Origin of the sequence: uncultured Roseovarius sp., from assembly GCF_963972555.1 — a bacterium.
Classification (GTDB): Bacteria; Pseudomonadota; Alphaproteobacteria; order Rhodobacterales; family Rhodobacteraceae; genus Roseovarius; species Roseovarius mucosus.
On the sequence record NZ_CAXAUM010000008.1, the window covers coordinates 15,557 to 32,704 of the forward strand.

Below are 17,148 nucleotides of genomic sequence, written 5' to 3' on the forward strand. Positions count from 1 at the left end.
CACACCCATGACTGAAACGATGCAGGCCGTCGAAATCACGCAGGCGGGCGGCCCAGATGTCTTGAAACTGACGACACGCCCCGTTCCAACACCGCGCGCAGGCGAGGTGGTGATCCGGCTGGCCTATGCGGGCGTCAACCGTCCAGATGCCCTGCAGCGCGCCGGGCTCTATGCGCCGCCGCCCTCGGCTTCTGACCTGCCAGGCCTAGAAGGGGCTGGTGAAATCGTGGCGCTTGGCGCGGGCGTCAGTGAGTGGGCGCTTGGCGATCAGGTTTGCGCTCTCTTACCGGGCGGGGGTTACGCCCAATATGTGGCCACGCCTGCCGCGCATTGCTTGCCCGTGCCGCGTGGCCTCGGCCTCAAAGAGGCCGCCTGCCTGCCGGAAACCTTCTATACGGTCTGGTCCAATGTCTTTCAGCGCGGCGGGCTCAAGTCCGGCGAGCGTTTCCTTGTGCATGGCGGTTCATCCGGGATTGGTACGACCGCCATTCAACTCGCCCATAGCTTTGGCGCGCGGGTGTTTGCCACTGCCGGCAGCGCCGAGAAATGCAAGGCCTGCGCAGATCTGGGCGCCGAACACGCCATCAACTACCGCGAGGAGGATTTCGTCGAGGTGCTGCGCGCCCAAGGTGGGGCCAATCTCATCCTCGACATGGTCGGTGGCGATTATCTGCCGCGCAATGTCAATGCCTTGGCCGACGATGGGCGTCTGGTGCAGATTGCTTTCCTCCAGGGGCCCAAGGTCGAGTTGAACTTCTCTCAGGTGATGATGCGCCGCCTGACGATCACCGGCAGCACCCTGCGTCCGCAAAGCGATCTGGCCAAGGCCCGGATTGCAGAGGCGTTGCGCACCCATGTCTGGCCCTTGCTCGAGGCTGGAAAAATCGCCCCGGTTATGGATTCCGAGTTTCCCTTGGCCGAGGCCGCTGCCGCCCATGCCCGCCTTGAATCGAGCGGGCACATCGGCAAGATCGTCCTCAAGGTGGCGTGACCCGATCTTGCGGTCAGACAAATAAAAAGCCGCCCCATTGGGCGGCCCTTCTGGTCTCTGGTATAGGCTGGCTTTGCAGAAATCCTGCCAGCGGGACGGGGATCAGCCGTTAACGCTGTCCTTGAGCGCCTTGGCAATGGTCATCTTGACCACCTTGTCGGCCTCTTTCTTCATTTGCTCGCCAGTGGCGGGGTTGCGCACCATACGCTCGGGGCGCTCGCGGCAATAGATCTTGCCAATTCCGGGCAGGGTCACGGCACCGCCTGCGGATACTTCACGGGTAATGATCGCGATCACGGCGTCCAGAGCTGCGCCTGCTGTCTTCTTGTCACTGCCCATATCATCGGCCAGAGCGGCGACAAGTTGGGTCTTGGTCATGGGTTTTGCCATTTTATGGTCTCCTTGCAACTGCCCGTCCCTTGGGCCTCATGCGCGCGATTAAACGCTATGATGTGGCTAAACACAACGACTAGTGGGCAAAAGCAAGCCCTTTTGCCGGATTTTGTGCGGATTTCCGTTGGGTCAAAGGAAGGCCGTCTCTTCAAAACTGCGCAATTTGCGGCTGTGGATGCGTTCGAGCGGCATCCGGCGGAGTGATTCCATCGCGCGAATCCCGATCATGAGGTGGCGTGAGACCTGGGATTTGTAGAATTCCGAAGCCATGCCGGGCAGTTTCAATTCGCCCTGCAAAGGCTTGTCCGAGACACAGAGCAGCGTGCCATAGGGCACCCGGAACCTGAATCCGTTGGCGGCAATCGTGGCGCTCTCCATGTCGAGCGCTATGGCGCGCGATTGGCTGAGGCGCTGCACCGGGCCGGATTGCTCGCGCAGTTCCCAGTTGCGGTTGTCCACGCTGGCCACGGTCCCGGTGCGCATGACGCGCTTGAGGTCAAACCCCTCCAACTGCGTCTCTGCCGCCACCGCCTCTTGCAGGGCGATCTGGATTTCGGCAAGCGCGGGGATCGGCACCCAGGCGGGCAGATCGGCATCGAGCACGCGATCCTCGCGCAGATAGGCATGGGCCAGCACGAAATCGCCCAAGGACTGCGAATTGCGCAGACCCGCGCAATGGCCCACCATAACCCAGGCATGCGGGCGCAGAACGGCGATGTGGTCGGTCGCGGTCTTGGCGTTGGAGGGGCCCACCCCGATGTTGACCAGCGTGATCCCGGACCCATCCGCCCGTTTGAGGTGATAGGCGGGCATCTGCGGCAAACGCTCAGGGGTGGGAAGGGGATCGTCCGGCCCGGTAATCTCTGAATTGCCGCTGCTGACAAAGGCGGTATAGCCGCTTGTCCTATCGGCCAACATGCGCCGGGCATAGGTCTCGAACTCCGAGACATAGAATTGGTAATTGGTGAACAGAACGTAGTTCTGGAAATGGCAGGGATCGGTCGCGGTATAATGCCTGAGCCGCGCCAGCGAATAATCAACACGTTGCGCTGTAAAGGGCGCCAGTGGGGCCGCGCCATCCAGCCCCGACGTCCATGTACCATTGACGATGTCATCATTGGTGGTCGCAAGATCCGGCACGTCAAAGTAATCGCGCAAGGTGAACTCGGCTGCGCCCTCTTGCGGCACGCTCAACCCCGCATCGCCTGCGACAGCGAAATGCACTGGCATCGCCGTGTCGGAGAGGCCGATTGTCACCCCGACGCCATGGTTGACCAAGAGCAAGCCGATCTGCTGCTCCAGATAGGCGCGAAAGAGGTCCGGGCGCGTGATGGTTGCGGCATAGGTTCCTGGGTTGGAGACATGGCCGAAACTGAGGCGACTATCGACCTTGGCATAGGTTGCGGTGGTCAGGCGAATTTCGGGGTAAAAGGCGCGCACGCGGCCCTGCGGCAGATCCCCGGCCAGAGCCCGCGCGAAGGCCTTACAGAGAAAGTCCGTGCTGGCCGCGTAAAGCTGGCAGAGCCGGTCCACCGCCGCGCGCGCCTCTGTGAACGCCTCGGGGGCAATCCGGTCGGGGGTGTGGATGTTCATGCCTGTCTCCTGCGCCATGGTCTCAGGTTGACACGCGCCGGGGGCATGATCAAGCTGCGGTCAAAGGGGCATCAATGGATTACGAGAGCGTTTCACCACAGGATTTTGGCGCGGGGCTGCGCGGGCTTGGCCTGAACCTCTTGGTGCGTGATGTGCGCGTCGAGGCGGCGTTTCTCGTCCGCGTCTTTCAGATGATGGCCCACCGGGTCAGCGCGGATTTTGCGATCATGGTCTATGGCGATCAGGTGATGCAACTCCACGCAGATCACACCTATGCCGCCAATCCGATCCTTGGCCTTGTGCCCGAGAGCCCGCCGCGTGGGGCCGGGGCATCGATTCACCTCTTCGACACAGATCCAGACATTGCCGCCGCCCACGCGAAGGGTGCGGGCGGCATGATCCTTCAACCCCCCACCAACAAACCCCATGGGCTGCGCGAATGCTGCATCCTGTGCCCTGATGGTTATGCCTGGGTCGCCTCGCGGCCCCTTACCGAGACTGAAAGGACTACGACATGAACGTGACCAATCTGCGCCCCAACATGGACCACTGGCAAGAGCGCGTCGATCTTGCGGCCGCCTTTCGCTGGACGGCGCGCCTCAACATGCACGAGGCGGTGGCCAATCATTTCAGCCTGTCGATCAATGAGGACGGCACGCGGTTCCTGATGAACCCCAACCAGATGCATTTTGCCCGTATCCGGGCCAGTGACCTCATCGTCGTGGATGCCAATGATCCCGAAACGCTGGAGGGTCCGAATGCGCCTGATCCGACCGCCTGGGGCCTGCATGGCGGTCTGCACCGGCATTGCGCCCATGCCCGTTGCGCCATGCACGTGCATTCCATTCACGCTACGGTTCTGGCCAGCCTCGCCGATAGCCGTTTGCCGCCCATCGACCAGAATTGCGCCACCTTCTACAATCGGCATGTGGTGGATGAGAGCTATGGCGGGCTGGCATTCGAAGATGAAGGTGCGCGTTGCGCGCGGCTTTTGACCAACCCGAAACACAAGGTTCTGATCATGGGCAATCATGGTGTGATGGTCATTGGCGACAGTGTCGCGGACACGTTTAACAGGCTATATTACTTCGAGCGTGCCGCTGAGACCTATATTCGCGCCCTGCAAACCGGGCGTCCCTTGCGGGTGCTGTCCGACGCGGTTGCAGAAAAGACAGCGCAGGAACTCGATGATTACCCCGGTCAGGCAGAGCGCCACCTGTCGGAACTCAAGGCTATTCTGGACGCTGAGGGTTCGGATTACGCGCAATAACCTCCTTTGGACGGCGTGGTTTGCGCGTTTGCGCCTGTCTCAGATGCGCGACAGGCGCCACGTCGGAAAGAGGTTGGCTTGGCAAAGATAGGCGCCGGTGTCTTGGCCCGAAAAGAGACCGTCCTTTTCCACGAGAACTGTCTGCCAGCCCCGTGATGCGGCTCCGAGAATATCCGTGTGCAAGGTGTCACCGCACATGACGATGCGCTCGGGTGAGAGGTTGGGCAGCGAGGCCTCGACCATCTCATAGACCGCGGGAAATGGTTTGCCAAAGAACCGCACATCCTGAATGCCGCGATCCGCGAGTTGATGCCCGAAGTAACCGGGTTCCAGAGAGAAGCCATGTTCGCGTGGGGCAACCAGATCGGCATTGGCGATGATCACGGGCCTTGGCCGCTTTAACAACGCGGATTCGAGCAAAGCCTGTCTGTCCAAGGACCAGACTTCGGTCGAGAGGAACAAGAACCCCTCGACCTGATCATAGCTTGTGGGATCATCCACGAGGCGCCGTGTGGGGGCCGTAATGTCGGACAGGTTGTCTTGTGGTGCGGCGATGCATCCCCACAAACGCTCGTCCAGATGCGCCAATGTCGCGTCGCGGCTGGTGATGATCTCGTGGTCCTTTACCCCCATGCCCAGTTTCTGAAACTTGGTCACGGCCCCTGTATGCGTGTAGCTGGCCGCGTTGGAGAGAATGCGAATCTGACACCCGATCTCGCGCAATTCCCGCAGGCGTTGCGCGGCACCGGGAATTGCCGCCTCGCCGATATTCAGCACACCGTAGGCGTCAAAGACAAAGGCATCGGCATGGGCCGCAATATCGTGCAGCGATGCGATTTGCGATGTGCTGGCCGGAGGGCTGGCCGAAGGCAGGCGATGGCGCACGGCCTCGTAGCGGTCGAAAACGGTTGCGGCAGTATCCATCGGCTTGGCTGGTCCCTTGGCTTGGTCAAACTGCGTGTGCCGCAGCGCTGGAGCGACCTCCAGCTTGGGGAAAACTTACAACGTAAGTAAAAAAATTAAAGTCAAAACAACAAAGCGACATTTCATACCTCTGTCACATATCCGCGATAGCAGGGGGCACATCGGAAAACCCCACCGAGACAGGCGATTCTTATCAGATGGCGCAAGCGTTGGCGAAAATCGGCAAGCGATTCGAGTAGAAAAATGTTGCTTTGTTGCATTTCGTGTCCAACAATCGACCAAAACCAACGGGGCTGAAATGGCGTCCAAGAAAAGCAGGCGACACGACCTCATTCAACAGGTCGTTCAGGAACAGGGAGGGGTGAGCGTGGGCGCGCTTGCCGAGATGTTTGGCGTGTCGATGCAGACGATCCGGCGTGATCTCGATATCCTCTGCGATGGCGACACGCTGCAACGCTCGCACGGACGTATCGAGCTGGCCGAGGGGAGGCGCAACACACCGTTCGATCAGCGGGCCGGTACGAATCTCGTGGGCAAGCGCGCGATTGCCAATGCCGCAGCGGCGCTGATCCCGAATGGTTCCACCGTTTTCATCTCCATCGGATCGACTGTTCTCAGCGTGGCGCGGGCGCTGCATCGCAAGAAGGAACTGACCATCGTCACCAACAATCTCAGCGCGGCGATGGCGCTGAGTGAAGAGATTTCCAACCGCATCATCCTTCCGGGTGGCGAGCTCCGCCTGCCGGATCGCGATTTCGTGGGCGAGGAGGTGGTCGAGTTCTTTGATCGCTATCGCGCAGAATTCGCCCTCTTTGGAACGGCGGGAATCGGAGCAGAGGGCGAGTTGCTCGAATTTCATCAGGCCGAAGTGCGCGCCACCCACCGCATGTGGCAGAACGCGCGGAAATCCATCCTTGTGATCGACCACAGCAAGTTCGGGCGCCTTGCCCCTGCCGTTGGCGGCAATATCGCACGGATCGACCACATCGTATGCGACCGTCCGCCAGCCGCGCCGTTTGGCGGGCTGGTCGAGCAATTGGGCGACCGCATCACCTTTGCAGAGGATGCCGAGTGATGCCGGATACGTTCGTCGAGGTGCAGAATGTCGCCAAGCGCTGGAATGGGCAGCTTGGTGTCGAGGGCGTTTCCCTGTCCATCCCGCGTGGGTCGTTTGTTGCGCTGCTTGGTCCGTCCGGGTGCGGGAAATCGACCACGCTGCGGCTGCTGTCGGGGTTGGAGTTGCCGGACGAGGGGCGGATCATCATCGACGGCAAGGACGTGACCACAGCCGCGCCGTCAGAGCGCAATCTGTCGATGGTGTTTCAATCCTACGCGCTCTTTCCGCATCTGAGCGTTGCAGAGAATGTGGTGTTTGGCCTCAAAGTGCGCCGCGTACCGGCCGCCGAACGGCGCGAGAAGCTCAAGCGCGCGCTCGAGATCACCGGGCTTTTGGGCTATGAGGCGCGCAAGCCCGGTGCGTTGTCAGGTGGCCAGCGACAGCGCGTGGCCCTTGCCCGTGCTATCGTGGCGAACCAGCCGCTTTGCCTGATGGATGAGCCGCTGTCGAACCTCGATGCCAAGCTGCGCGCGTCTGTGCGCAAGGACATCAAGAAGCTGCAACTCGATCTGGGCATCACCGTTGTCTATGTGACCCATGATCAGACCGAAGCCATGAGCATGGCCGATCACGTCGTGCTGATGCGGGATGGGCGCATCCAGCAATCCGGCGCGCCAGAGGATCTCTATTACCGCCCAGCCAATACCTTTGTCGCGGAATTCGTCGGCGCACCGCCGATGGCGCTGATCGACAGTGCGATGCTGCCGGGTTTCGAGCGCGCGACAATGATCGGCCTGCGTGCGGAAAGCCTGCGATTGGCCGCGCCGGGCAAGGGGCGGCTGAAATGCCGGGTTTCAGAGTGTGAGTTCCTGGGATCGGAGACCTTTGTGGGTCTGACGCATCCGGGCACGCGCGGGCTTACGATTTCGATGCCGGGCCTGCGGCACATTCCGGCGGGCGAGGACCTCGAAATAGAATTTGCCGATGAGGACCTGCATTTCTTCGACGCAGAGGGAAACAGGCTTCGGCATCCGAATGGCGTGACGGTTTGATGTCACGTTTGAACGACCATGTATAATTCCTGGGAGAAAATCATGAACACTATCAGAAACATGACGTTAGCAAGTGCCCTGGCCGCTCTGACCGCCGCTCCGGTCGCGGCGCAGACCGAGTTGACGATGTATTACCCGATTGCGGTTGGCGGTGCGCTGACCGAGGTCGTGGATGGCATCGTCGCCAAGTTCGAAGAGGCCAACCCGGATATCAAGGTCAACGCGATCTATTCGGGCAATTACGATGACACGCGCGTGCGCGCGCTTTCGGCCATGGCCTCGGGTGAGCCCGCGCAATTGGCGGTGCTCTTTTCGATCGACGCCTATGACCTGATCGAGCAGGAAAAGATTGTCGCCTTTGAGGATATCGAAGGTGTGGACCAAGGCTGGCTCGACAGCTTTTATCCCGCATTGATGGCCAACGGCCGGATCGAGGGCAAGACATGGGGTATCCCGTTCCAGCGTTCGACCATCGTGGCCTATTACAACAAGGATATGTTCCGTGCCGCAGGTCTTGATCCCGAGGCGCCCCCGGCCACCTGGGACGAGATGGTGAGCATGGGCAAGGCCCTGACCAAAGATGGCACCTATGGTCTGATGATCCCCTCGACCGGCTATCCCTATTGGATGTTCCAAGCGCTCGCCATTCAGAATGGCAAGGAACTGATGTCCAGTGACGGGCTGGAGACCTATTTTGACGACCCCGCGGTTGTCGAGACCTTGGAATTCTGGAAATCGCTCTCGACCGAGCATGGCATCATGCCCGAAGGGACGGTGGAATGGGGCACGCTGCGTCAGGCCTTTCTCGAAGGTCAGACGGCAATGATGTGGCATTCGACCGGCAACCTGACGGCGGTCAAGAAAGAAGCCAGCTTTGATTTCGGGGTGTCGGTGCTTCCGGCGAATGTGCGGCCCGGCTCACCCACCGGTGGGGGCAATTTCTATGTCTTTCAGGACACGACTGAAGAAGAGCGGGCCGCAGCGCTCAAGCTGATCGAGTTCATGACCGCGCCCGAACAGGCCGCAGAATGGTCGATTGCCACCGGCTATATGGGTGTGTCGCCCGCATCCTATGACACCGAAGCGCTCAAGGCCTATACAGCAGAGTTCCCGCCGGCTCTTGTCGCGCGCAACCAGCTTGAAAACGCCGTTGCCGAATTCTCGACCTTCGAGACGGCGCGCGTGCGCGATGGGCTCAACAACGCCATTCAGGCGGCATTGACGGGCGGCAAGGCGCCTGCCGATGCCTTGGCCGAGGCACAAGAGGCCGCCGAGCGGCTGTTGAAAGACTACCGGTAATTTCTGACCGGACGTCCCGTTTGTCGGCGTCGGGCTTGGTCCGGCGTCGACATTGAACTCTAAAAAGGCCGAACATGGCGCAGCATGTGAATATCGAACGCCGCAGACAGGCGATTTACGGATGGCTTCTGCTATCCCCTGCCGCGATTTTGCTGACGGCCTTCGCTTTTTATCCGTCGTTGGCGACGCTCTGGACCAGCCTTTTCAGCCGGGAAACACGGCGCAAACCCAGTGAATTCGTTGGGACGGAAAATTACGCGGATCTCTTCGCCGATCCGACCTTTTGGAAGGTCGTCACGAACAACCTGATCTATGCGGGCGCCACGATCCCCGTTTCCATCGCGATTGCCCTTGGCATGGCGCTATGGGCCAATTCCAAGATCCCGGCGCGCGGTTTTGTTCGGACCGCCTATTTCACGCCGACCGTGCTGCCGATGATCGCCGCTGCTAATCTCTGGCTGTTCTTTTACACGCCGGGATTGGGGGTTCTGGATCAGATCGGGGCGCTCTTTGGGCTGCCCTCTGTCAATTGGCTTGGCCAGCCGGAGACGGCACTTTGGGCCGTGATCATCGTGACGATCTGGAAAGAGGCGGGGTTCTTCATGATCTTCTATCTCGCCGCGCTTCAGACCATTCCCGAGGACCTCAAGGAGGCTGCCGATATCGAGGGGGCCAGCCGCTTTACCTACACCCGCCGGATCGTGTTGCCGCTCTTAATGCCCACGACACTCTTCATCATGGTCAACGCACTGATCAACTCGGTCAAGCTGATCGACCATCTCTTCATTCTCACCAAGGGCGGCCCGAATGACGCCTCGAAACTGATCCTCTATTATATTTGGGAAATGGCATTCGCCTTTTTCGACGCGCCTCAGGCGGCGGCGATGACTATCCTGATCCTGCTGGTGCTGGGCGTGGTGGCGGGCGTCAAGTTCACCATTCTCGACAAGCGGACCCATTACCAATGAGCGGCCTTATGCGACATATCGAGACCTTTGGCGCGCTGCTGCTGGCGGTGATCTGGATCTCGCCGCTGGTCTTTGCCGTCTGGGCGGCGTTTCACACCACGTCGGATGCGGTGAATTTCAACATTGCCGCGCCGTGGACCTTGGACAATTTCCGCACCGCTTGGGCCGGTGCGCCTTGGCTGCGGTATTTTCTCAACACCTTCCTTCTGGTGACCGTCATCCTGATCGGGCAATTCTTCGTGACAACGCTGGCGGGTTTTGCCTTTGCGCAGGTGCGCTTTCCGGGGCGTGACATCGTGTTTCTTCTGGTGTTGATGCAGCTTTTCATTCTGCCCGAAGTTTTGATTGTCGAGAATTACGTGATGATTTCGCGTCTCGGGCTGTTCGATACGATCCTTGGGGTGGGCATGCCCTATATGGCATCGGCCTTTGGCATTTTCCTCATGCGTCAGGCGTTCAAGGGCGTGCCGATCGAACTGCACGAGGCGGCGCGCGTCGAGGGTTGCGGCTGGTTCGGTATCCTGTGGCGGGTCTATGTGCCGCTCGCGCGGCCCACATATCTGGCCTATGCGCTGGTATCGGTTTCGACCCATTGGAACAACTTCCTATGGCCGTTGATTGTCACCAATTCGCCGGATACCCGACCGCTCACAGTGGGGCTTTCGATCTTTGGCGCGCCCGAGAACGGCGTGAACATCAGCGTGATTTCGGCGGCAACGATCATGTCAGTTGCACCATTGCTGGTCGCCTTCCTTGTCTTTCAAAGACAGTTCGTACAGGCCTTCTTGCGCGCGGGGATCAAGTAAACATGGCGCGGTTTCTTCACCTGACCGACCTTCACATTGTGCCAGAGGGTCTGCTGGTCTCGGGTCAACTCGACACTGCCCGTCTTTTTCGGGGGGCTGTAGACACGCTCATTCACCGGCTTGAAGCCATCGGGCCCGTGGATGCGGTGCTTGTGACCGGCGACATCAGTGATGATGGCAGTGCCGAGAGTTACAGAGTTGCACGCGAGCAACTCGAGCGATTGGGGCAGAGATTGCTGGTGGTGCCGGGCAATCACGATGATCGAGAAGCGTTCAGGGCTGCGTTTTCCGACCTGCCCGAGATAAGGCCAACTGGCCAGATCGACTGGGTCGCGGATATCGGAGACACGCGCGTTATCGGCCTCGATACGTTGATCGAGGGTAAGGGCGGCGGTACTCTGCGCGATGAAAGTCTCGTGCTTTTGTCCGAGGCCTTGTCCACGGCGGGACGCAGGCAGACGCTTGTTGCTCTGCATCACCCGCCGCTGCGAACCGGCATACGTTTCATGGATGCCATCGGGCTGGAGAACCCTGACGCCTTGCGCTCGGTGTTGGATCAACATGATGCGCCGGTTCGGGTATTGGCCGGGCATGTGCATGGTGTCTATCATGGTCTTTTGGGGCGACATCCGGTCGTGACCGCCCCGTCCTGTTGCAGTGCCTTTGCACTGGACGTGCGCAAAGAGGCACCGGTCGGGTTTCTGACGGGCCCAACGGGATGCGCCGTGATCGACACGGGGATGGGTGGGGTCTGGACCGAACTGCCATTGCTCTATGGCGATGGGCCTTTCGCGTTCTGAGCGGGATTGTCCTTTCTGGTGCCGTGGCTAACCTGCGTTAAAACGCGGGCTCGACGGCCTCTATAACCTGAGCGATCATGCGAGCTACGCAAGGTGTGTGCGTCGCCGGGGAGAACGAGGTCGCATGGAACAAACCGGATCGGACCGCCTCAAGACCGCGCTGCTGTTGCTGGCGGTAGCCGGTCTGGTCATTGGACTTGCCTTCTATCTTGCGGATCAGGCCCGCATCGCAAACCTTGTCTGGATTGCCGGGGTCGTGCCCGTGCTTGCATCGCTTGTGATCGAGATCCTGCGCAGCCTTAGCCGGGGCGAGGTGGGCCTCGATATCGTTGCGGCGCTCTCCATGACGGCGGCGCTTGCGTTTGGCGAAACCCTTGCAGCGGCGGTGGTCGCGGTGATGTATTCGGGGGGCACCTTTCTTGAGAGCTTCGCCGAGGGCCGCGCGCGGCGAGAGATGCATGCGCTACTGTCTCGCGTGCCGCGAACCGCGACGCGGCATCGCGACAACGGGCTCGAGGATATTCCCATTGACGAAATCGCACCGGGCGATCGGTTGCTGATCCGGCAAGGTGACGTGGTGCCGGTTGATGGAGCTCTGGCCTCGGAGACCGGTTTTGTCGACACGTCGGCGCTGACGGGTGAATCCCTTCCGGTGCGCCTGATGCGCGGGGCCGAGGCGATGAGCGGGGCCACCAATGCGGGCGAGGCGTTTGACCTCACGGCGCTGCGCCCGGCCAAGGACAGCACTTATGCCGGAATTGTCAGGCTGGTCGCCGAGGCGCAGGCGTCCAAGGCGCCCATGTCCCGGCTGGCTGACAAGTGGTCTCTCGGTTTTCTCGCGGTGACGGTCAGCATCGCCTTTGCTGCGTGGTGGTCCACGGGCGATCCGATCCGCGCGGTCGCGGTGCTGGTTGTGGCCACGCCCTGTCCCTTGATCCTGGCTGTTCCGGTGGCATTGGTGGCTGGCCTCTCGCGCGCCGCCCATTTCGGCGTGCTCATCAAGGGAGCGGGACCGCTGGAGACGATGGCCCGCATTCATACCTTGATCCTCGACAAGACGGGCACCTTGACGGATGGTCGGCCAAAAATCGTGTCCATCGCCTGTTACGGTGACACGAGCGAGCAAGAAATCCTGCGCATGGCCGCAGCCCTTGATCAGGCCTCGAAGCATCCCGTGGCGCAAGCCGTCGTTGCGGCGGCAAAGGCAGAAGGTCTGCGCTTGCCCGTGCCCTCAGAGGTGGTGGAACTGCCCGGTGAGGGGGTGGTGGGCAGAGTCGAAGGCCGCCCCGTTATCGTCGGGGGGGATGGCTTTGTCGCGGCTCTTGTCGGGCGTGTGTCTGGCGATGCGTCCAGCATGGCTGCTGGATCGGTTTTGGTTGCCGTCGCAATTGACGGCCATATGGCCGGGCATCTGGTGATGTCCGACCCGCTGCGCGACGGCGCCGGCGCGATGCTGAACGGGCTGAGGCGCGAAGGGGTGCGCCGTATCCTGCTTGCGACCGGCGACCGCGCCGATGTTGCAGAACGCGTGACAGAGGGGTTGGGCCTTGATGGGGTACGGGCCGGTCTTACGCCGGATCAAAAGGTGCTGCTTGTTCTTTCCGAACGCAAGCGCGGTCCGGTGATGATGGTGGGAGACGGCGTGAATGATGCGCCGGCTCTCAGTGCTGCCGATGTCGGTGTTGCCATGGGCGCGCGAGGGGCCGCCGCATCTGCCGAGGCGGCGGATGTGGTGCTTTTGGTGGACCATATCGACCGGCTGGGGTCGGGGATCGAGATTGCCCATGCGGCACGCCGGATCGCGGTTGAAAGCGTTGTCGTCGGGATCGGTCTTTCGGTGGTGGGCATGATCGCTGCTGCCTATGGCTACCTCAGCCCGGTTGAGGGTGCCCTCTTGCAAGAGGTGATTGACGTTGCCGTCATCCTGAATGCTCTGCGCGCTTTGCGTATCTCCCCCAGTGACGCGCTGCGTGTGTGATCGTTTCTCATCCAAATCTCAGAATGTCGTCAGGAATTGCGCTCCAGGTCCCCAGCCAGCAGGCTCTTGAGCCTGACACGCTGAATTTTGCCCGACGGCCCTTTGGGCAACTCGTCTAGGAAATGGATGTGATCCGGGCTTTTGAACGCCCCGAGACGGTCCTTGCAGAGCGTCAAAAGGGTCTCAGGTGTCAGTGTCGAGCCGGGTCTTAGGGCAACTGCCGCCTCGACCCGCTCGCCGTAGCGCGGGCAAGGACAAGAGAAGGCCGCCGCCTCGACCACATCGGGATGGGCATAGAGCACCTCGTCGATTTCGCGCGGTGCGATATTCTCGCCACCCTTTATGATCAGTTCCTTGAGGCGCCCCGTGACAAAGAAATAGCCCTCTGCGTCCTTGCGCCCCAGGTCGCCGGTGCGCAGCCAGCCATCGGGTGTGAAGCTGTCGCGCGTGGCCTCGGGATTTCGCAGATATTCCAGCATGACGTTTGGGCCTTTGACGATGATCTCGCCCTCTTGCCCCGGAGGTAGCGGGCGCATATCCGGCCCTGCCACCTCGGCCAGATTGCCATAGGCGATACCCGGAGAGCCAATCTTGCGCGTGCCGGGCGGAAGAGGGTTTGAGAGGATCTGCGCCGCAGTTTCTGTAAGGCCCATCGTCTCGACAATAGGCAAATCGAACCGGGCCTCAAACGCCGTATGTACCTCGACCGGCAGAGGGGAGGAGGCGGAGCGCCCGAACCGGAGCCGTCTGCGGGTCTCTGGGTCTGGTCCAGTTTCCCCATGCAACAGATGCGATACGATGGTCGGCACGACCGAAAACCAAGTGGCCCGCGTCTCGGCGGCCTGTTGCCAAAAACGGCTTGCAGAGAACCGCGCGCACATGGCCAACTGCCCCCCTGACACGAGCGAGCCCATGACCGACACACAAAGTCCGTTGATATGATAGACGGGCAAGACACAAAGCCCCGTATCCTCGGGTGTGAGATCATGGGCGATGGTCGTGGTCCATCCCCCGGCCAGAAGGCTTGCTTGGGTGTGCACAACCCCCTTGGGGCGCCCCGTGGTGCCCGAGGTATACATCAGCAAAGCATGATCGTCGGGGGTGACAGGATGCAGGACGGTTTCAGGCGCGGACTCGGCCATGTTCAACATGGCAATGCGCCCGCCGGGGTTTACGCTCTGGAATACGCTCTCCTGAGTTGGATGAACGAGCGCCACCCGCGCCCCTGAATGGTCGAGCGCATAGCCAATCGCCTCTGTCCCGGCGACGAGGTTGATCATCGTGGCGCGAAAGCCACCGTAGAGCGTTCCATAAATCGCCTCGATCGCCGCCTGCCCGTTGGGGTGCAGGATGGCGACACTTTCCCCTTTGGCGATACCCCGTGCTGTCAAGAGGGCAGCGATCGCCCGTGCGCGGTTGCGCAAACTGGGCCAATCCAGCGCCGTGCCTTCATCTGGAAAGGACAGCGCCATGCCACCGGCCTCGGCGCGGGCATCGACCCAGTCCCGCAGCGTGCCTTTGGGGGGCGTGTCGCGGCGGAGCTTCATCGTCCGGCCACCTGCCAATACGCGCGGAAGATCTCGTCGAGCGTGGGCTCTCGCGGTGGAATTTCCCGCACGATCTTGGTGGTTTGCAGAAAATGCCGCCAATTGAGATTGTTGTCGATGGAATTTCCGCCCCAGCTGCCGCACCCCATCGAGAGGGAAAAGGGCATGCCGTTGTTAAAGGCACCGCCTGTTGCAAAGCAATGCGCCTGATTGACGATCACCCGGCAGGTCGGAAGCGTTGCCGCCAGGTGGCGTGCGCGGGCGTCGTCAGTGCTGTGCAAGCCAACGGAATGACCTGCGCCCTGATGGTTGAGGATACGCGCGACGATACTGGTTGCATCCGTAAAGTCCGAGGCGCGGTAGAGTGCCAGAACGAGGCTCAGCTTTTCACCTGAAAGCGGATGCCCTGGCCCGATACCGCGCGTTTCGACCGCGACAAAGCGTGTTGCTTGTGGCACTTTCCCCGAGAGGCCAAGCGCCTCGATCATGCGCGGCGCGTCCTGTGCGATGACCGCGCGGTTGAGATGGCCGTCGGGCCAAAGTCGAGCCACGAGATCCGTAGAGTCCGCCTCGGGAACCAGTGCGCCGCCTTCGCGGGCCAATGCCGTGACAAAGGCGTCATACACCGCATCCACTACTACAACCGCATTTTCCGATGAGCAGGACGTCGCGTTGTCAAAGGTCTTGGAGGCTGCGATCTTGGCGGCTGCGGCGGCCAGATTGGCGGTTTCATCGACGATCACGGTCACATTGCCTGCGCCCACGCCAATTGCGGGCGTGCCGCAAGTGTAGGCGCGACGCACGTTGTCCTGACTGCCGGTCACGACCACCAGGTCGGACAATTCCAGCATCCGCTGCGTCTTGCCCTTGGATCCCGGCGCGGGCACCATTTGCACCAGATCGGGGTTTGCTCCGATCTTGGCAAATTCGGCGTGGATATGCTCTAGCAATCGCTCACAGGTGGGCACCCCCTTGGGTGAGGGCGAAAGCACGATGGCATTGCCGCATTTGAGGGCGTTGATGATGTTGTTGGCCGGGGTTGCCCCCGGATTGGTAGAGGGCACCACGGCACCGATGACCCCGATCGGGCGGGCGATTTCGGTGATGCCGGTTGCGGGATCGTCGCGGATGACACCAAAGGTCTTGGCCCCGGCGATGTCGCGCATCAGCCCGAGCGTCTTGCGGTGGTTCTTGGTGATCTTGTCGGGCACATTGCCGATGCCGGTGGTGGCCACCGAGAGCTCCGCCAGGGCGCGGTTGCGGGCAGGCTCCATGATGGCCCAGGCCACAGCCTCTGCGGTGCGATCATAGAGTTCTTGCGACCCACCAGTCTCGTAGGCCCGTTGTGCAGCTCGCGCCTTGGCCATCACGTCTTCGACGGCGGCGATATCACCTTCAACGCTCATGTGGTGTTCCTTGTCGGGTTGGTCGCAGGGCATGCCCGGGGCTGCCCTGCTGATGCGGGCTTTGCTGCAGGATCAAAGCCCTGCCAAAAGCTTCTCCAGGGTTTGCTGGCGGGCAGCCCACATCTCGATCACTTCGTCCCGCGTCATGATCTTGATCGGCGATCCGCCTGCCTCCATCTGTTTGATGACACTGGGATTGCCGAACATGGCGGGCATCACGGCTGCCAGCTTGTCGATGATCTCTTGGGGCGTGCCTTTGGGAACCATGATGCCACGATAATTCACGCTGGCGTTGTCAATGTCATACCCGGCCTCCTGCAAGGTGGGCACATCGGGCAGGAAGCTGCTGCGCTCGGTATCGAACACACCCAGAATCTTGACGCTGCCCGCATTCGCGGCGCGATAAGCGTCCGACAGGTTGTTGACACCGCCCATGACCTCCCCGGCGATCACGGCCTTCATGGCGCCCGCCCCGCCTGAGTTGTTGGGGATATAGGCAAGTTTGACGTCTGCGGCAGCTTCGAGCTGCAGGGCCGCGATATGGTGCCCCACGAACAGACCGGCGCCGGAAAAGGTCAGTTTTCCGGGATTTTCCTTGGCCCAGTTCACCACATCCTGCATCGAGTTGAACGGGCTGTCCGCGCCCACGATAAAGACTGCCGGGTCCGCGCCCCAATTGGCGATCGGCTCAAAGCTATCCACGCTGTATTCGACACCACCTTCGATCGATTGCGCGATGAAATGGGGAATGTTGTAGGCCCCCAACGTATAGCCATCCGCCTCGGCCTGTGTCGCCAGCCAGTTCCAGCCAACGCGCCCGCCTGCGCCGGGCTTGTTGATGATGGCGATGGGCTGGCCAAGCGCATCCTCGTTTCCGGCGGTCATGGTCACGATCCGTGCCTGGAAATCGGTGGCCCCACCCGCGCCGTAGCTGACCATCATCATCACGGGGCGGTCTGGATAGTCCTGCGCCACAGCGGGGGACGCCGCGAGCAATAGGGCCGTTGCCAACCCTTTGAGTATCTTGGTCATGGTCTTCTCCTCCCTTGGTTTTTGAATGTCTG

16 protein-coding genes are annotated in these 17,148 nt (G+C 61.1%); 10 read left to right on the forward strand and 6 right to left on the reverse strand.

The window, feature by feature from the left end; genetic code table 11:
* Nucleotides 1-7: 7 nt before the first annotated feature.
* A complete protein-coding gene (locus AACZ65_RS09600; RefSeq protein ID WP_339670302.1) occupies nucleotides 8-991 on the forward strand; it encodes an NAD(P)H-quinone oxidoreductase in 984 nt (327 codons plus the stop codon).
* A 102-nt stretch (nucleotides 992-1,093) separates the two neighbouring features.
* Here AACZ65_RS09600 and AACZ65_RS09605 read toward each other — a convergent pair whose 3' ends face one another.
* Both AACZ65_RS09605 and AACZ65_RS09610 read right to left on the reverse strand, forming a co-directional pair.
* Nucleotides 1,094-1,381 (reverse strand): HU family DNA-binding protein, encoded by a 288-nt coding sequence (locus AACZ65_RS09605; protein ID WP_037270194.1) that lies wholly within the window; start codon nucleotides 1,379-1,381, stop codon nucleotides 1,094-1,096.
* A 132-nt stretch (nucleotides 1,382-1,513) separates the two neighbouring features.
* Nucleotides 1,514-2,977, reverse strand: coding sequence for an AMP nucleosidase (locus AACZ65_RS09610; RefSeq protein WP_339670305.1), 1,464 nt, complete (start codon nucleotides 2,975-2,977; stop codon nucleotides 1,514-1,516).
* A gap of 74 nt (nucleotides 2,978-3,051) precedes the next feature.
* Between AACZ65_RS09610 and AACZ65_RS09615 the strand changes: the two genes are divergently transcribed.
* Both AACZ65_RS09615 and AACZ65_RS09620 read left to right on the forward strand, forming a co-directional pair.
* On the forward strand, nucleotides 3,052-3,495 hold the full coding sequence (locus AACZ65_RS09615; protein ID WP_339670307.1) for a glyoxalase: 444 nt from the start codon (nucleotides 3,052-3,054) through the stop codon (nucleotides 3,493-3,495).
* The gene (locus tag AACZ65_RS09620; RefSeq protein WP_339670309.1) at nucleotides 3,492-4,247 is read left to right on the forward strand and encodes a class II aldolase and adducin N-terminal domain-containing protein; all 756 of its coding nucleotides are present in this window, start codon (nucleotides 3,492-3,494) and stop codon (nucleotides 4,245-4,247) included. Before AACZ65_RS09615 ends, AACZ65_RS09620 begins: the two co-directional genes overlap by 4 nt.
* Nucleotides 4,248-4,286: 39 nt before the next feature.
* Here the strand turns inward: AACZ65_RS09620 and AACZ65_RS09625 are convergent, their stop codons facing one another.
* Entirely contained in the window at nucleotides 4,287-5,171 is an 885-nt protein-coding gene (locus AACZ65_RS09625) for an HAD-IIA family hydrolase (protein WP_339670311.1), read from the reverse strand.
* A gap of 298 nt (nucleotides 5,172-5,469) precedes the next feature.
* Here AACZ65_RS09625 and AACZ65_RS09630 point away from each other — a divergent pair, with 298 nt between their 5' ends.
* The 7 genes from AACZ65_RS09630 to AACZ65_RS09660 all read left to right on the forward strand — a co-directional run bounded on the left by AACZ65_RS09630 (nucleotide 5,470) and on the right by AACZ65_RS09660 (nucleotide 13,131).
* Nucleotides 5,470-6,246, forward strand: a complete 777-nt coding sequence (locus tag AACZ65_RS09630; protein ID WP_339670312.1) for a DeoR/GlpR family DNA-binding transcription regulator — start codon at nucleotides 5,470-5,472, stop codon at nucleotides 6,244-6,246.
* The gene (locus tag AACZ65_RS09635) at nucleotides 6,246-7,280 is read left to right on the forward strand and encodes an ABC transporter ATP-binding protein (RefSeq protein WP_339670314.1); all 1,035 of its coding nucleotides are present in this window, start codon (nucleotides 6,246-6,248) and stop codon (nucleotides 7,278-7,280) included. Before AACZ65_RS09630 ends, AACZ65_RS09635 begins: the two co-directional genes overlap by 1 nt.
* A 42-nt stretch (nucleotides 7,281-7,322) precedes the next feature.
* Nucleotides 7,323-8,579, forward strand: a complete 1,257-nt coding sequence (locus AACZ65_RS09640) for an ABC transporter substrate-binding protein (RefSeq protein ID WP_339670316.1) — start codon at nucleotides 7,323-7,325, stop codon at nucleotides 8,577-8,579.
* A gap of 74 nt (nucleotides 8,580-8,653) precedes the next feature.
* Nucleotides 8,654-9,547: a sugar ABC transporter permease gene (locus AACZ65_RS09645; protein WP_339670318.1), complete on the forward strand. Its 894-nt coding sequence runs from the start codon at nucleotides 8,654-8,656 to the stop codon at nucleotides 9,545-9,547.
* Nucleotides 9,544-10,353 (forward strand): carbohydrate ABC transporter permease, encoded by an 810-nt coding sequence (locus tag AACZ65_RS09650; RefSeq protein ID WP_339670320.1) that lies wholly within the window; start codon nucleotides 9,544-9,546, stop codon nucleotides 10,351-10,353. The genes AACZ65_RS09645 and AACZ65_RS09650 overlap by 4 nt, the downstream gene beginning before the upstream one ends.
* A 2-nt stretch (nucleotides 10,354-10,355) precedes the next feature.
* A complete protein-coding gene (locus tag AACZ65_RS09655; protein ID WP_339670322.1) occupies nucleotides 10,356-11,153 on the forward strand; it encodes a phosphodiesterase in 798 nt (265 codons plus the stop codon).
* A 124-nt stretch (nucleotides 11,154-11,277) separates the two neighbouring features.
* Nucleotides 11,278-13,131: a heavy metal translocating P-type ATPase gene (locus AACZ65_RS09660; RefSeq protein ID WP_339670324.1), complete on the forward strand. Its 1,854-nt coding sequence runs from the start codon at nucleotides 11,278-11,280 to the stop codon at nucleotides 13,129-13,131.
* Nucleotides 13,132-13,160: 29 nt separating this feature from the next.
* Here AACZ65_RS09660 and AACZ65_RS09665 read toward each other — a convergent pair whose 3' ends face one another.
* From AACZ65_RS09665 to AACZ65_RS09675, 3 genes are all read right to left on the reverse strand, one after another.
* Nucleotides 13,161-14,678 carry an AMP-binding protein gene (locus AACZ65_RS09665; RefSeq protein ID WP_339670326.1) on the reverse strand — a complete coding sequence of 506 codons (1,518 nt, stop codon included), beginning with the start codon at nucleotides 14,676-14,678 and terminating at the stop codon, nucleotides 13,161-13,163.
* Nucleotides 14,675-16,084 (reverse strand): aldehyde dehydrogenase family protein, encoded by a 1,410-nt coding sequence (locus AACZ65_RS09670; RefSeq protein ID WP_339670328.1) that lies wholly within the window; start codon nucleotides 16,082-16,084, stop codon nucleotides 14,675-14,677. The genes AACZ65_RS09665 and AACZ65_RS09670 overlap by 4 nt, the downstream gene beginning before the upstream one ends.
* A 72-nt stretch (nucleotides 16,085-16,156) precedes the next feature.
* Nucleotides 16,157-17,116 (reverse strand): tripartite tricarboxylate transporter substrate binding protein, encoded by a 960-nt coding sequence (locus tag AACZ65_RS09675; protein WP_339670330.1) that lies wholly within the window; start codon nucleotides 17,114-17,116, stop codon nucleotides 16,157-16,159.
* Nucleotides 17,117-17,148 lie beyond the last annotated feature (32 nt).

Coding starts and splice junctions, on each gene's coding strand:
- AACZ65_RS09635 (WP_339670314.1), top strand. CDS start 6,246: ATGCCGGATACGTTCGTCGAGGTGCAGAATGTCGCCAAGCGCTGGAAT.
- AACZ65_RS09660 (WP_339670324.1), top strand. CDS start 11,278: ATGGAACAAACCGGATCGGACCGCCTCAAGACCGCGCTGCTGTTGCTG.
- AACZ65_RS09605 (WP_037270194.1), bottom strand. CDS start 1,381: ATGGCAAAACCCATGACCAAGACCCAACTTGTCGCCGCTCTGGCCGAT.
- AACZ65_RS09620 (WP_339670309.1), top strand. CDS start 3,492: ATGAACGTGACCAATCTGCGCCCCAACATGGACCACTGGCAAGAGCGC.
- AACZ65_RS09615 (WP_339670307.1), top strand. CDS start 3,052: ATGGATTACGAGAGCGTTTCACCACAGGATTTTGGCGCGGGGCTGCGC.
- AACZ65_RS09670 (WP_339670328.1), bottom strand. CDS start 16,084: ATGAGCGTTGAAGGTGATATCGCCGCCGTCGAAGACGTGATGGCCAAG.
- AACZ65_RS09675 (WP_339670330.1), bottom strand. CDS start 17,116: ATGACCAAGATACTCAAAGGGTTGGCAACGGCCCTATTGCTCGCGGCG.
- AACZ65_RS09645 (WP_339670318.1), top strand. CDS start 8,654: ATGGCGCAGCATGTGAATATCGAACGCCGCAGACAGGCGATTTACGGA.
- AACZ65_RS09665 (WP_339670326.1), bottom strand. CDS start 14,678: ATGAAGCTCCGCCGCGACACGCCCCCCAAAGGCACGCTGCGGGACTGG.
- AACZ65_RS09650 (WP_339670320.1), top strand. CDS start 9,544: ATGAGCGGCCTTATGCGACATATCGAGACCTTTGGCGCGCTGCTGCTG.
- AACZ65_RS09625 (WP_339670311.1), bottom strand. CDS start 5,171: ATGGATACTGCCGCAACCGTTTTCGACCGCTACGAGGCCGTGCGCCAT.
- AACZ65_RS09600 (WP_339670302.1), top strand. CDS start 8: ATGACTGAAACGATGCAGGCCGTCGAAATCACGCAGGCGGGCGGCCCA.
- AACZ65_RS09640 (WP_339670316.1), top strand. CDS start 7,323: ATGAACACTATCAGAAACATGACGTTAGCAAGTGCCCTGGCCGCTCTG.
- AACZ65_RS09630 (WP_339670312.1), top strand. CDS start 5,470: ATGGCGTCCAAGAAAAGCAGGCGACACGACCTCATTCAACAGGTCGTT.
- AACZ65_RS09610 (WP_339670305.1), bottom strand. CDS start 2,977: ATGAACATCCACACCCCCGACCGGATTGCCCCCGAGGCGTTCACAGAG.
- AACZ65_RS09655 (WP_339670322.1), top strand. CDS start 10,356: ATGGCGCGGTTTCTTCACCTGACCGACCTTCACATTGTGCCAGAGGGT.